Here is a 13715-nt window from a genome sequence, read left to right as displayed (position 1 = left end):
CTTACTCGCCAATCGCCGCCAACTGGTCGGCCTGGTACTCGGCCAGCAACGGCTCGATGACCGCGTCGACACCACCGGCCAGGATCTCGTCCAGGGAGTACAGGGTCAGGTTGACGCGATGGTCGGTGACCCGGCCCTGGGCGAAGTTGTAGGTACGGATCCGTTCGGAACGATCGCCCGAGCCCACTAGCAATTTGCGTTCGCTGGCGATGGCATTGGCCGCGGCGCTGGTCTGCTGGTCATTGAGCTTGGCCGACAACCAGGCCATGGCCCGCGCGCGGTTCTTGTGCTGGGAACGTTCTTCCTGGCACTCGACCACGATGCCCGAGGGCAAGTGGGTGATGCGGATCGCCGAGTCGGTCTTGTTGACGTGCTGGCCGCCCGCGCCAGAGGAACGGTACGTGTCGACCCGCAGGTCCGCCGGGTTGATCTCGATGGCTTCCTGCTCGTCCGGCTCGGGCAATACCGCCACGGTGCAGGCCGAGGTGTGGATACGCCCCTGGGACTCCGTCGCCGGCACGCGCTGCACGCGGTGGGCGCCGGATTCAAACTTCAGCTTGCCGTAGACATTGTCGCCTTCGACCCGGGCGATGACTTCTTTATAGCCGCCGTGTTCGCCTTCGTTCTCCGACAGGATCTCCACCCGCCAACCGCGACGCTCGGCATAACGCGAATACATGCGGAACAGGTCGCCGGAAAAAATCGCCGCCTCGTCGCCGCCGGTACCGGCACGGATCTCGAGGAATACGTTGCGCCCGTCATTCGGGTCCTTGGGCAGCAGCATGCGTTGCAGGTTGCTTTCCAGTTCGAGCAACTGTTCCTTGGCTTCGCGCACTTCCTCCACGGCCATTTCGCGCATGTCCGGGTCGCTGTCCTTGAGCAGCGCCTGGGCGCCTTCGAGGTCGTCCTGCACTTTAAGCAGCTGTTTATAGGTGGCGACAATCGGCTCGACTTCCGCGTATTCCTTGGAATAGGTGCGGAATTTGTTCTGGTCGGCAATGACTTCGCCATCGCCCAGCAAGGCGGTCAATTCTTCGAAACGGTCCTGGAGGATGTCCAGTTTGTTGAGCAGTGACGCTTTCATTGCGGTTTTTTATCCGAAAAGCTATCCGGTGAGCCCTCACCGAGGGCAAAGAGTTCCTGGGCCATGGCCAGCGCATCGAGGCGGCCTTCGGCAGTCAGCTTCTTGAGCTGGACACTGGGGGCGTGGAGCAACTTGTTGGTCAGGCCGCGGGCCAGTTGCACCAGCACCTCTTCGGCACTGCCGCCGTTGGCCAGCAGGCGCTGGGCTTTTTGCAGTTCCTCGTCGCGCAGGCGTTCGCTCTGTTGACGATAGGCCTTGAGCACATCCACCGCCGCCAGCTCGCGCAGGCGCACCATGAAGTCCTCGGCACCGACGCTGATCATCTCTTCCGCCGCCTGGGCTGCGCCCTGCCGGCTCTTGAGGTTCTCGGCCACCACCTCGTGCAGGTCGTCGACGCTATAGAGGTAAACGTCGTCCAGCTCGCCGACCTCCGGCTCGATGTCCCGGGGAACGGCGATGTCCACCATGAAAATCGGCTTGTGCTTGCGCAGTTTCAGGGCACTTTCCACGGCGCCCTTGCCGAGGATCGGCAACTGGCTGGCAGTGGAACTGATGACGATATCGCTGTGCACCAGCTCGGCGGGAATGTCCGACAGCAGCACCGCATGGGCACCAAACTGTTCGGCCAGGGTACTGGCCCGCTCCAGGGTCCGGTTGGCGACGACAATGCGTTTCACCCCCAGGTCATGGAGATGGCGAGCGACCAGGGTGATGGTCTCGCCGGCACCGATCAGCAGCGCCTGGCTGCGTTGCAAATCACTGAAAATCTGTTTCGCCAGGCTGACGGCGGCGAACGCCACGGACACCGGGTTCTCGCCAATGGCGGTGTCGGTGCGCACCTGCTTGGCGGCATTGAATGTGGCCTGGAACAAGCGCCCCAGCAGCGGGCCGACGGTGCCGGCCTCGCGGGCCACGGCGTAGGCCGACTTCATCTGGCCGAGAATCTGCGGCTCGCCCAGCACCAGCGAGTCGAGCCCCGAGGCGACGCGCATCATGTGACGAACGGCCGCATCGTCTTCATGCACATAGGCGCTGGCGCGCAGCTCTTCAAGGCTCAGGTTGTGATATTCGGCCAGCCAGCGCAGCACTGAATCGGCCGAAACGTGATCCTGTTCTATATAAAGCTCACTGCGATTGCAGGTGGAGAGGATCGCAGCTTCGCGGCTGTCGGTGAGTCGGCAGAGCTGCTGCAGGGCCTCAACCAGCTGCTCAGGCGTAAAGGCCACGCGCTCGCGGACGTCTACTGAAGCAGTCTTGTGGTTAATACCGAGTGCAAGGAAGGCCATTCAAGGTCGCTGATGGTGACGTGAAGCCGGCAATTGTCCTACTTCGTCAGATTCAGAACAACCACTCGATCTCTATCGCCCTGCCCTGGCTTGTAAATCGACGGGGCGGTTATGTTTGACCCAAGGCTTGTGTCATGATGATCCGACCGCAGGTTAGTTGTCCTCTTCCTATATGAATAGATCTTCCGCGTTGCTCCTCGCCCTTGCCTTGCTCAGCGGCTGCCAGTCCATGGCCCCCGTTTCGACGGACGGTACGCCGCCACTCGAAAACAGCGTGCAGGCCCCTGAAAAACCCAAGGTCTATGGCTCGTTCAGCGAAGAAACCATCTTCAGCCTGTTGAGCGCCGAACTGGCAGGCCAGCGCAATCGCTTCGACATTGCGCTGGACAACTACGTGACCCAGGCCATCAACACCCAGGACCCGGGCATCTCCGAACGGGCATTTCGCATTGCCGAATACCTGGGCGCCGATCAGCCCGCGCTCGATACCGCGCTGATCTGGGCCAGGAACGCCCCCGATGACCTGGAAGCGCAGCGCGCCGCCGCCGTGCAACTGGCCCGGGCCGGGCGCTACGACGACTCCATGGTCTATATGGAGAAAGTCCTGCTGGGCAAGGGCGACACCCATTTCGACTTCCTGGCGCTGTCCGCCGCCGATACCGACCAGGAAACCCGCAACGGCCTGATGAAAAGCTTCGATCGCCTGTTGCAGCGCCACCCGAATAACGGCCAGCTGATTTTCGGCAAAGCCCTGCTGCTGCAACAGGATGGCGACACCCAGGGCGCCCTCACCCTGCTGGAAGACAACCCGCCGGAAGCCGGCGAAGTAGCGCCGATCCTGCTGCGTGCTCGCCTGCTGCAAGGCTTGAACCGCGGCGACGAAGCCTTGCCGCTGCTGGAAAAAAGCATCAAGAAGTACCCGGACGACAAACGCCTGCGCCTCACCTACGCCCGCATGCTGGTGGAAAACAACCGCATGGACGACGCCAAGGTGGAGTTCTCCAGCCTGGTCCAGCAATACCCGGAAGACGACGAGTTGCGCTATTCCCTGGCGCTGGTCTGCCTGGAGGCCAAGGCTTGGGAAGAGGCCAAGGGGTACCTGGAGGACCTGATCGCCCGGGAAAGCCATGTCGACTCGGCCCATTTGAACCTGGGTCGCATCGCCGAGGAACGCAACGACCCCGAGAGCGCACTGATCGAGTACGCCCAGGTCGGCCCGGGCAACGACTATCTGCCGGCGCAGTTGCGCCAGGCCGATATCCTGATCAGCAATGGCAAGACCGCCGATGCCCAGAGCCGCCTCGCGGTACAACGCGACTCCCAGCCGGACTACGGCATCCAGTTGTACCTGATCGAAGCCGAAACCCTGGCGGCCAACAATCAGGGCAACAAGGCCTGGAACGTACTGCAGCAAGCCTTGAAGCAGTACCCGGACGACCTGAACCTGTTGTATACCCGCGCCATGCTGGCGGAAAAACGCAATGACCTGGCCCAGATGGAAAAAGACCTGCGCCTGATCATCCAGCGCGACCCGGACAACGCCATGGCCCTCAATGCCCTGGGTTACACCTTGTCGGATCGCACCACCCGCTATGACGAAGCCAAGGTGCTGATCGAACAGGCCCACCAGATCAATCCCGAAGACCCGGCGGTACTCGACAGCCTTGGCTGGGTGAATTTCCGCCTGGGCAATCTCGACGAAGCCGAACGCCTGTTGCGCCAGGCCCTGGAGCGTTTTCCCGACCAGGAAGTCGCCGCTCACCTGGGCGAGGTCCTGTGGGCCAACGGCAAACAACGCGAAGCCCGGCAGATCTGGAGCCGATTCCTCAAGGATCAGCCTGACAGCCCTATCTTGCGCAGCACCATCAAACGCCTGACCGGATCCGAGACTCTTTAAGATTATGTTTTTGCGCCATCTCATCGTTTTCAGCTTCATTGCCTTGCTCGCCGGTTGCGCGGGCTTCGGCGCCCGTGAATCCGTCCAGGGCCAGGGCAACCAGGCCCAGTGGCGCGAGCACAAGCAACAACTGAGCGGCCTCGACGGCTGGCAGATCGACGGCAAGATCGGCATCCGCGCCCCGAAAGACTCGGGCAGCGGCACGCTGTTCTGGCTGCAACGCCAGGACTACTACGACATTCGTCTGTCGGGCCCACTGGGTCGCGGCGCGGCCCGCCTGACTGGCCGGCCGGGCCAGGTTTCGCTGGAAGTGGCCAATCAGGGACGCTACGAGGCCCCCACCCCCGAAGCGCTGCTGGAAGAACAGCTGGGCTGGAAACTGCCGATCTCCCACCTGACCTGGTGGGTTCGCGGGCTGCCGGCACCGGACAGTAAAAGTCGCCTGACCCTCGACGCCGATAGCCGCCTGTCCAACCTGGAACAGGATGACTGGCAGATCGAATACCTCAGCTATGCCCAGCAGAACGGCTACTGGCTGCCCGAACGCATCAAGTTGCACGGCAGCAACCTCGACGTCACGCTGGTGATCAAGCAATGGCAGCCGCGCAAGCTGGGGCAATGACATGACCGCTGCACGCCTGACCCTGCCCTCCCCGGCCAAGCTCAACCTGATGCTGCATATCCTTGGCCGTCGTCCGGACGGCTACCACGAGTTGCAGACGATCTTCCAGTTCCTGGACTACGGCGACGACATCACTTTTGCCGTGCGCGACGATGGCGTGATTCATCTGCACACCGAGTTCGAAGGCGTGCCCCACGACAGCAACCTGATCGTCAAGGCCGCGAAACAACTCCAGGCACAATCCGGTTGTGCGCTGGGCATCGATATCTGGATCGAAAAAATTCTGCCCATGGGCGGCGGCATCGGTGGCGGCAGCTCCAATGCGGCGACGACTTTATTGGGCCTCAACCATTTGTGGCAGCTTGGCTGGGACATCGATCGCCTGGCTGCCCTGGGCCTGACCCTGGGCGCCGACGTGCCGGTTTTCGTGCGTGGCCACGCCGCTTTCGCCGAGGGTGTCGGGGAAAAACTAACCCCAGTGGAACCCGAGGAACCCTGGTACTTGGTGCTGGTGCCGCAAGTATCTGTAAGTACAGCAGAAATTTTTTCAGATCCACTGTTGACACGTAACTCTCCTCCCATTAAAGTGCGCCCCGTTCCCAAGGGAAACAGTCGAAATGACTGCTTACCGGTGGTAGCAAGGCGTTATCCAGATGTTCGTAACGCTTTGAATTTGTTAGGTAAATTTACCGAAGCAAAACTCACCGGAACTGGAAGTTGTGTGTTTGGGGGCTTCCCAAGCAAAGCTGAAGCTGATAAAGTCTCGGCCCTTCTTACAGAGACCCTTACAGGGTTTGTAGCAAAAGGAAGCAACGTTTCGATGTTGCATCGCAAGCTGCAAGACCTGCTCTAAAAGGAATCGAGTGCTGGGCACTCGCAGCAACAGATACAGGGGCGTCGCCAAGCGGTAAGGCAGCAGGTTTTGATCCTGCCATGCGTTGGTTCGAATCCAGCCGCCCCTGCCATTTTCCTATACTCATCCAGGTATACCCTCAGCCTTCAGGTACTGCGCGTGTCCAAGATGATGGTCTTTACGGGGAACGCCAACCCCGATCTGGCTCGACGTGTCGTACGTCAGCTGCATATCCCTCTCGGTGACATTTCTGTCGGTAAATTTTCCGACGGCGAAATCACTGCCGAGATCAATGAAAACGTTCGCGGTAAAGACGTCTTCATTATTCAGCCGACTTGCGCTCCGACCAACGATAACCTGATGGAACTCGTCGTGATGGCTGATGCCTTCCGCCGCTCCTCGGCTACTCGTATCACTGCTGTTATTCCTTACTTTGGTTATGCCCGTCAGGATCGCCGTCCGCGTTCCGCACGTGTGGCGATCAGCGCGAAAGTCGTGGCTGATATGCTCACCGTAGTCGGCATCGACCGTGTCCTCACGGTTGATCTGCATGCTGACCAGATTCAGGGGTTCTTCGATATTCCCGTGGATAACATCTACGGCTCCCCAGTCCTGGTGGATGATATTGAAGACCAGCGCTTCGAAAACCTGATGATCGTGTCCCCGGACATTGGCGGCGTCGTGCGTGCACGAGCTGTTGCCAAATCCCTGGGCGTGGATCTGGGTATCATCGACAAACGCCGTGAGAAAGCCAATCACTCCGAAGTGATGCATATCATCGGCGACGTCGAAGGGCGCACCTGTATCCTGGTCGACGACATGGTCGATACCGCCGGCACCCTGTGCCACGCGGCCAAGGCCCTGAAAGAGCATGGCGCTGCCAAGGTCTTTGCCTACTGCACACACCCTGTGCTGTCCGGTCGGGCAATCGAGAACATTGAAAATTCCGTGCTGGACGAGCTGGTGGTGACCAACACCATCCCGCTGTCCGCTGCAGCACAAGCCTGTGCGCGTATCCGTCAACTGGATATCGCACCGGTGGTTGCCGAAGCGGTTCGCCGCATCAGCAATGAAGAATCGATCAGCGCGATGTTCCGCTAAGGGCCCTGCCCTTTCCAGGACACCTCGTTGACGAAAAGCGCCCCGCCCCGACATCACCTGTCGGGGCGGGGCTTTTTTGCCCATACCGTGCCTGACGCTGGTCGCAAACGTCACTCGGTCATGGCTATTTTGGAGATACAACATGAACGATTTTACTCTGAATGCTGAAGTGCGTTCCGACCTGGGGAAAGGTGCGAGCCGCCGCCTGCGTCGTCTCGCAAGCCTGGTTCCAGCTGTAGTCTACGGTGGCGACAAAGCCCCTGAGTCCATCAGCATGCTGGCCAAAGAAGTTGCCAAACTGCTCGAAAACGAAGCGGCCTACAGCCACATCATCGAGCTGAACGTTGGCGGCACCAAGCAAAACGTCGTGATCAAAGCTCTGCAGCGTCACCCGGCCAAAGGCCACGTGATGCACGCTGACTTCGTCCGCGTTGTTGCCGGTCAGAAGCTGACTGCTGTTGTTCCAGTGCACTTCATCAACGAAGCTGCTCCGGTCAAGAAAGGCGGCGAGATCTCGCACGTGACTTCCGAGCTGGAAGTTTCCTGCCTGCCGAAAGACCTGCCTGAATTCATCGAAGTCGACCTGGCTGACGCCGAAGTCGGCACGATCATTCACCTGTCCGACCTCAAGGCTCCTAAAGGCGTTGAGTTTGTTGCTCTGGCACACGGCGATGACAAGGCTGTTGCCAACGTCCACGCTCCACGTGTTGCTCCAGAAGCCACTGAAGAAGGCGCTGCAGAGTAATTTCACTCTGTCGCCGGAGTGACCGGAAACATCGCGGACTGGAACGTAGCGAGACAGCGGGCGAGAACGCGAAGTTTACTTAACGGTAAATCCGCCATTTTCGTCCACTGTCGCAACACCGCCTGATTGCGACATCGTTATCCACACTCCAGGAAGGGCCCCTATCGTGACTGCCATTAAACTGATCGTTGGCCTGGGAAATCCAGGCGCTGAATACGAACAGACCCGGCATAACGCAGGGGCCCTTTTTGTTGAGCGCATCGCGCACGCACAAGGCGTCAGCCTGGCAGCCGATCGCAAGTATTTCGGCCTGACTGGGCGTTTCTCGCATCAGGGTCAGGATGTTCGCCTGTTGATTCCCACCACCTACATGAACCGCAGCGGCCAGGCCGTGGCGGCATTGGCCGGTTTCTTTCGCATCAAGCCTGAAGAAATCCTGGTGGCCCACGACGAACTCGACCTGCCTCCGGGCGTTGCCAAGCTCAAGCAAGGCGGCGGCCATGGCGGTCACAACGGGTTGCGCGACATCATCGCGCAACTGGGTAATCAGAATACCTTTCACCGCCTGCGGCTTGGCATCGGCCACCCGGGCGTTGCCAGTATGGTTTCTAACTTTGTCCTGGGTCGTGCGCCTCGCGCCGAACAGGAAAAACTCGATGCCAGCATCGACTTTGCCCTCGGCGTGCTGCCGGATATTCTCGCCGGTGAATGGAACCGCGCGATGAAAAACCTGCACAGCCAGAAGGCCTGACACTTATCCGAGGGGAAACACCATGGGATTCAATTGCGGCATCGTCGGCCTGCCTAACGTCGGCAAGTCCACCCTGTTCAACGCCCTGACCAAATCCGGTATCGCGGCCGAGAACTTCCCCTTCTGCACCATCGAGCCGAACAGCGGCATCGTGCCGATGCCCGATCCGCGCCTGGAGGCCTTGGCGGCTATCGTCAACCCCAAGCGCATCCTGCCGACCACCATGGAATTCGTCGACATCGCAGGCCTGGTGGCTGGCGCGTCGAAAGGCGAAGGCCTGGGCAACAAGTTTTTGGCCAACATCCGTGAAACCGATGCCATCGCCCACGTGGTGCGCTGCTTCGAAGACGAGAACGTGATTCACGTCTCCAACAGCGTCGACCCGAAACGCGACATCGAAATCATCGACCTGGAACTGATCTTCGCCGACCTCGACAGTTGCGAAAAACAGCTGCAGAAAGTTGCCCGCAACGCCAAGGGCGGCGACAAGGACGCAGTCGTGCAGAAAGGCCTGCTGGAGCAGTTGATCGCCCACTTCACCGAAGGCAAGCCTGCGCGCAGCCTGATGAAGAACATGAGCACCGACGAGAAACTGGTGATCAAGGGCTTCCACCTGTTGACCACCAAGCCGGTCATGTACATCGCCAACGTCGCTGAAGACGGCTTCGAGAACAACCCGCACCTGGACGTGGTCAAGGCCATTGCCGAGGAAGAAGGCGCCATGGTCGTTCCGGTCTGCAACAAGATCGAAGCGGAAATCGCCGAACTGGACGACGGTGAAGAGAAAGACATGTTCCTTGAGGCCCTGGGCCTGGAAGAGCCTGGCCTGAACCGCGTGATCCGCGCCGGCTACGAGATGCTCCACCTGCAGACCTACTTCACCGCCGGTGTCGAAGAAGTCCGCGCCTGGACCGTCCGCGTGGGTGCCACCGCACCGCAAGCCGCCGGTGTGATCCACACTGACTTCGAAAAAGGTTTCATCCGTGCCGAAGTCATCGCCTACTCGGATTTCATCCAGTACAAGGGCGAAGCGGGCGCCAAGGAAGCGGGTAAATGGCGTCTGGAAGGCAAGGAATACATCGTCAAGGACGGTGACGTGATGCACTTCCGCTTTAACGTCTAACCCGCCACGCCGCTTCCACGCAGCATTCAAAAAGCCCCGTTATCGCCCCGCGATGCGGGGCTTTTGCGTTGGAGCATCTCATGGCAATTCAGACCGTCCGATATCAATCCGTCGCCCGATCCCCTGGCCTTCGCTTGCTTGAATAGTAGCGACGTGTACCGTGTTGTCCTGCCCAAATAACGTGTAACGGTCCATTCGCAGGCGTGCTCAAATGACCAGCCGCCGGTTTGCCGCCCCATCAGTTTGTGTCACAGGCAGCGGGTTATTCATCAGTGTCACATGATAAAGGAAGCATCATGGCAAACCCCTACCGCGAACTGTTCTCCGCCCCGGGCGCCATCGGGCTAGTGATGACGAGCGCCATTGCCCGTCTGCCACAGGCAATGATCGGCATTGGCATCATCACCATGTTGGTGCAGCAGACAGGACTTTATTGGCTGGCAGGCGCGGTCGCCGGTACTTATACCCTGGCGACTGCGCTTATCGGTCCGCAAGTATCGAAACTTGTCGACCGGCGGGGACAACGCCGAGTTCTGCCCCCTTTGGCGGCCTTCAGCACCAGTATGCTGCTCGCGCTGATCATTGCCGTGTATATGAGCGCTCCGGCCTCACTACTTTTTATTCTCGCGGCATTGGCGGGCACGATGCCAAGCATGCCCGCCATGATAAGGGCACGCTGGATACAACTTTTCCGTGGCAAGCCACTGCTACACACAGCCTTTTCCCTGGATACCGTTATAACTGAACTAGCCTTTGTCATCGGCCCACCACTTGCCATTGGTTTGAGCATCAGTTTTTTCGCCCAAGCCGGGCCCCTTGCTGCGGTCTTGTTGTTGGTCGTCGGCGTGACGGCGTTTCTCATGCAGCGGCAGACGGAACCGAAGGTGGTCGTGGGCACGGCGAGGAGCACAGGGTCGGCCTTGCTTATCCCCGGCGTTCCCACCATCGTGCTAGCACTGTTGGCGATGGGCGTCATTGGAGGATCCGTTGACGTGGCGGTTGTCGCCTTCGCCAACGCACAGGGCTGGCCGGCGTCTGCCAGCTTCATCCTGGCAACCTATGCCCTCGGCTCACTGATCGCAGGCCTGACGTTCGGCGCCTTGAGGGTTTCCATGCCGATGGATCAGCAGTTTTTTATCGGCTCGCTGGTAACGGCAGTCACTGCTGTGTTGCCCATTCTTTCACCGAACGTCTATGTCCTTTCCGGAATGCTATTTTTGGCAGGCATGTCGTTTGCGCCAACGATGGTCATCATCATGAATCTCGGTACGATGATTGTTCCGCCTTCCAGGATCACCGAAGGGTTTACGTGGATGTCGACCGGCGTCAGCATCGGCGTGGCGCTCGGCGGCGTATTGGCGGGCTTGGTCATCGACGTCTATGGCGCGCAGGCAGGGTTCGGCGTCGCGATTGTCGCGGGCCTGGCCATGGTGCTGATAGTGCTTCTAGGGCTGCGTACGCTGCGCACTTCGTCTGCAACTGGTCACGAAATCACCTTCCAGTGATGTGCGTTACTGGCCTTGATGCATGCCTCGACTTCCAGAATTCAGCGTGGAGGCGCCAGCTGGCGGGGCGTGGCAGCAATCACTGCCACGCAACTTCTCATGTGGCCGTCAAGTCAATAGATGCCCTGGATCGATCTCCGGGGCAACTCCAATCAGCCCTACCTCCCCGTCGGTGGCAAAGATCATGTCATCTTCGTCAAGACTCTCCCGCCAGTCCCCGGCAATCGCGATCTGGAACCAGTGGCCTTGTGCGTCCGCTTGCGCATCCTTTAGATAAGTGCGGTCCAGCTCCTTGTTGTAAACCATCTCCAGCGTAGTGCCCGTTCCATCTCCGAAGGCGGTATAACCCAGGGCCGCTACATCGATCCTGTCGTCAACCGTGAAGCCTTCGATCAAGTCGGCAAAGCTCTGGTTGTCAGTGCGGTAGCTGTCCTCGGCAGAGGTATAGCGGAACACATCGTCGTTTTGGTGGTTATCTGTCCACAACGAAATGTCGCTTCTATCCCCACCGTTGAGGCGGTCAGCGCCGGCGCCGCCGATAATGACATCAGCCCCCGCCCCCCCGTTGATACGATCATTGCCGCCCAGGCCATAGATGATTTCCGACAAGGCAGAACCGGTAAGCGTATCCCTGGCCGACGTACCTACAACAGTGGGCGCGGTGAACACCAGGTTGGTGCTGTCCAGTTGCCCCACCAGATTGCCGTCCAAGACCAGTTCAAACCGTTGCCCGGAGTCATCCGCGTCGTAGCTCTTGAGGTAAGTGCGAGTGCCGTCCGCGCTGGCCGTGATGGCCAAGGTGCCGTCATGGCCGTCGCCAATGCCGGTGAAGCCCAGGGCAATCAGGTCGATGCGGTCCTCAGCGGCGTCGAAGTCCTGGACCCGGTCGCTGTTGTTTTGCGTGGCCGTGCGGAAACTGTCGTTCAATTCGGAAAAACGGAAGATGTCAGCGCCAGCGCCACCTTGCAGAAAGTCGCGTCCGCCGTTGCCTTGAAGCACATCGTCACCCGCCAAGCCGTGGATGATTTCGGCGGCATCGGTCCCCTGCAAGATTTCTTCACCGGCATATCCGTCCACATGGAGCTTGCCGTCCTGGCTGCCAAAACGGGTATCCACACTGCCATCCGCGTTCAGGCGGATGACGCTGAAATCCCCATTGCTCGTGCCGGCAGCCAGGATCTTGCCATCGCCTTGTACCGTCAGAGCCACAGGCGTGTCGGCCTCGAAGGTCACCGTACCATTGGAACCAAAGCCGGTATCAAAGGAGCCGTCAGTGTTAAGCCGCGCTACAGTCGCCAAGGTGCTGCCTGCGCCATGCCCCATCACGATGATCTTGCCATCAGCCTGCACGGTGACCACTGAATCTTCGCCAAACCCCATGGCACTGCTCAAGTAGAGGACACCGCCATCACCGAAATGGGTATCTGGCTGGCCGTCGGAGTTGAAGCGCTGCAAGGCGTACGTCGGATCGCCCCCAGCAACGGCATTGTATGCAGCCCCGACTACAACGCCTCCATCTGCCTGCACCGCAGTGGAAATCCCGCCGTTGTAGTAGGCGTCTTCGGGAATGTTGACGGTCAGCACGCCATGGTCGCCAAAGCCATCGACGAACGTGCCGTCATTGCCAATCCTGGTCACTGTGGCCTGGTCAAACCCGCGGGCGCTGACCTGGAATGTGCCATCGGTATTGGCCGTCAGGTCGATGTCCTTGAAGTCATGGCTGATGTCGACCGTAATAGCGCCGTCTTGGCCGAAGGTGGCATCGCGTGTTCCGCCGCTGTTGAAGCGCTCCACCTGTACGCCGGTGTCCAGCGCTATGGCGATAAGCACCTTGCCATCGGACTGTACCGCCGTCAGTTCGTAGCGCGACGCCGGGGCTATGGCGGCCGGTATGCTGTCGACGCCACCCTCATGGAAGCTGGCGTCCAGGCTACCGTCCGCGTTCAGGCGGATAACGGAATGGTTCTGTTCGTAGCCGTAGCTCTCCTCGCCCGGCGCCCCGGGGTATCCCCATGCCAAGTACTCGGTGTAGCCTCCGACCAGTATCTTGCCGTCCGGCTGGATAATGATGCTCTGGTTATCATCGAATTGGCCGGTGAGGTCGACCTGGACAGTGCCCGGGCCAGTTCTCACGGTATGGGTATTTGCCATCGCGCTGTCGGTGGTTGCCATGAGTTAGTCCTTTAACGGGTGCTGGATCCGTCACTCTAGTAGAGCGATAAGGATTCGCACGCCGCCCCATCGTTGGCACGAGCAGAGTCCGACCGGTGGTTTGTTGTAGGCGCTTGGCTTCGCTGATTCTTCTCAGGATTTAGGTTTGGGTGTATATCCGTTTCTGCGGTAACGGCCGCTGGCGGTTCCGCTCTTACAGCGGCTCACTTTTGAGAAGCCTGCGCGGCCCCGGCATCTTTGTAGCTGAACTACCGCTATCGCGAGCAAGCTGAACTGGTCAACTAATTTTGGACACCAGTTACGGTTTCATGCCGCCAGTTTCTCCATAGCTACAGGCGACCGGTAGTCGTTGTAGCTATGGAGTCTGACGTTGTTGTAACGCATCACATAACGCTGCACATCCACACGAGCTTCATGCTCCGAGCTGTAGCCATCTTCTGGTACCCACTCTGACTTCAGGCTCCCAAAGAAACGCTCCATCGGGGCGTTGTCCCAGCACTCACCTTTGCGACTCATGCTTTGCAGGAGTCCATGCTTACGCATTTCATTCCTGAATTTGTGGCTGGTGTATTGGCA

Annotated in this window: 12 protein-coding genes and 1 tRNA gene; 9 read left to right on the top strand and 4 right to left on the bottom strand. The window is 59.6% G+C overall.

The window, feature by feature from the left end; translation table 11 throughout:
- Position 1: 1 nt before the first annotated feature.
- Both prfA and hemA read right to left on the bottom strand, forming a co-directional pair.
- Complete coding sequence (gene prfA, locus BT125_RS19300) at positions 2–1084, bottom strand: peptide chain release factor 1 (protein ID WP_072409343.1); 1083 nt, start codon at positions 1082–1084, stop codon at positions 2–4.
- Positions 1081–2370 carry a glutamyl-tRNA reductase gene (gene hemA / locus BT125_RS19295; protein WP_072409341.1) on the bottom strand — a complete coding sequence of 430 codons (1290 nt, stop codon included), beginning with the start codon at positions 2368–2370 and terminating at the stop codon, positions 1081–1083. Before hemA ends, prfA begins: the two co-directional genes overlap by 4 nt.
- A gap of 172 nt (positions 2371–2542) precedes the next feature.
- Between hemA and BT125_RS19290 the strand changes: the two genes are divergently transcribed.
- From BT125_RS19290 to BT125_RS19250, 9 genes are all read left to right on the top strand, one after another.
- Positions 2543–4267: a tetratricopeptide repeat protein gene (locus tag BT125_RS19290; protein WP_072409339.1), complete on the top strand. Its 1725-nt coding sequence runs from the start codon at positions 2543–2545 to the stop codon at positions 4265–4267.
- 4 nt (positions 4268–4271) lie between these two features.
- Entirely contained in the window at positions 4272–4889 is a 618-nt protein-coding gene (gene lolB / locus BT125_RS19285) for a lipoprotein insertase outer membrane protein LolB (protein WP_072409337.1), read from the top strand.
- A 1-nt stretch (position 4890) separates the two neighbouring features.
- Positions 4891–5742 (top strand): 4-(cytidine 5'-diphospho)-2-C-methyl-D-erythritol kinase, encoded by an 852-nt coding sequence (gene ispE / locus BT125_RS19280; protein ID WP_072409335.1) that lies wholly within the window; start codon positions 4891–4893, stop codon positions 5740–5742.
- Positions 5743–5779: 37 nt separating this feature from the next.
- Positions 5780–5854: transfer RNA gene (locus BT125_RS19275), tRNA-Gln, on the top strand.
- A 47-nt stretch (positions 5855–5901) separates the two neighbouring features.
- Positions 5902–6843, top strand: coding sequence for a ribose-phosphate pyrophosphokinase (locus BT125_RS19270; RefSeq protein ID WP_003171603.1), 942 nt, complete (start codon positions 5902–5904; stop codon positions 6841–6843).
- Positions 6844–6985: 142 nt separating this feature from the next.
- Positions 6986–7588: a 50S ribosomal protein L25/general stress protein Ctc gene (locus tag BT125_RS19265; RefSeq protein WP_060740648.1), complete on the top strand. Its 603-nt coding sequence runs from the start codon at positions 6986–6988 to the stop codon at positions 7586–7588.
- A gap of 166 nt (positions 7589–7754) precedes the next feature.
- Complete coding sequence (gene pth, locus BT125_RS19260) at positions 7755–8339, top strand: aminoacyl-tRNA hydrolase (protein ID WP_003185374.1); 585 nt, start codon at positions 7755–7757, stop codon at positions 8337–8339.
- A 22-nt stretch (positions 8340–8361) separates the two neighbouring features.
- The gene (ychF, locus tag BT125_RS19255; RefSeq protein ID WP_060740647.1) at positions 8362–9462 is read left to right on the top strand and encodes a redox-regulated ATPase YchF; all 1101 of its coding nucleotides are present in this window, start codon (positions 8362–8364) and stop codon (positions 9460–9462) included.
- A gap of 296 nt (positions 9463–9758) precedes the next feature.
- Positions 9759–10967 (top strand): MFS transporter, encoded by a 1209-nt coding sequence (locus tag BT125_RS19250; protein WP_072409333.1) that lies wholly within the window; start codon positions 9759–9761, stop codon positions 10965–10967.
- Positions 10968–11075: 108 nt separating this feature from the next.
- Here the strand turns inward: BT125_RS19250 and BT125_RS19245 are convergent, their stop codons facing one another.
- Both BT125_RS19245 and BT125_RS19240 read right to left on the bottom strand, forming a co-directional pair.
- Positions 11076–13139, bottom strand: coding sequence for a calcium-binding protein (locus BT125_RS19245; protein WP_072409331.1), 2064 nt, complete (start codon positions 13137–13139; stop codon positions 11076–11078).
- Between the two features lie 306 nt (positions 13140–13445).
- Positions 13446–13715 (bottom strand): integrase core domain-containing protein (locus BT125_RS19240; protein ID WP_139271762.1); only part of this gene is annotated, 270 nt, incomplete at its 5' end.

This window comes from Pseudomonas sp. NFACC04-2, assembly GCF_900119265.1.
In the GTDB taxonomy this organism is placed as follows: Bacteria; Pseudomonadota; Gammaproteobacteria; order Pseudomonadales; family Pseudomonadaceae; genus Aquipseudomonas; species Aquipseudomonas fluorescens_AA.
The sequence above is the reverse complement of the archived record's forward strand: the minus strand, read 5'-3'. Positions and strand labels throughout refer to the sequence as shown.

Excerpts from the sequence above, each read along its gene's own strand:
- prfA (WP_072409343.1), bottom strand. The coding sequence starts at position 1,084 with ATGAAAGCGTCACTGCTCAACAAACTGGACATCCTCCAGGACCGTTTC.
- hemA (WP_072409341.1), bottom strand. The coding sequence starts at position 2,370 with ATGGCCTTCCTTGCACTCGGTATTAACCACAAGACTGCTTCAGTAGAC.
- BT125_RS19290 (WP_072409339.1), top strand. The coding sequence starts at position 2,543 with ATGAATAGATCTTCCGCGTTGCTCCTCGCCCTTGCCTTGCTCAGCGGC.
- lolB (WP_072409337.1), top strand. The coding sequence starts at position 4,272 with ATGTTTTTGCGCCATCTCATCGTTTTCAGCTTCATTGCCTTGCTCGCC.
- ispE (WP_072409335.1), top strand. The coding sequence starts at position 4,891 with ATGACCGCTGCACGCCTGACCCTGCCCTCCCCGGCCAAGCTCAACCTG.
- BT125_RS19265 (WP_060740648.1), top strand. The coding sequence starts at position 6,986 with ATGAACGATTTTACTCTGAATGCTGAAGTGCGTTCCGACCTGGGGAAA.
- ychF (WP_060740647.1), top strand. The coding sequence starts at position 8,362 with ATGGGATTCAATTGCGGCATCGTCGGCCTGCCTAACGTCGGCAAGTCC.
- BT125_RS19250 (WP_072409333.1), top strand. The coding sequence starts at position 9,759 with ATGGCAAACCCCTACCGCGAACTGTTCTCCGCCCCGGGCGCCATCGGG.
- BT125_RS19245 (WP_072409331.1), bottom strand. The coding sequence starts at position 13,139 with ATGGCAACCACCGACAGCGCGATGGCAAATACCCATACCGTGAGAACT.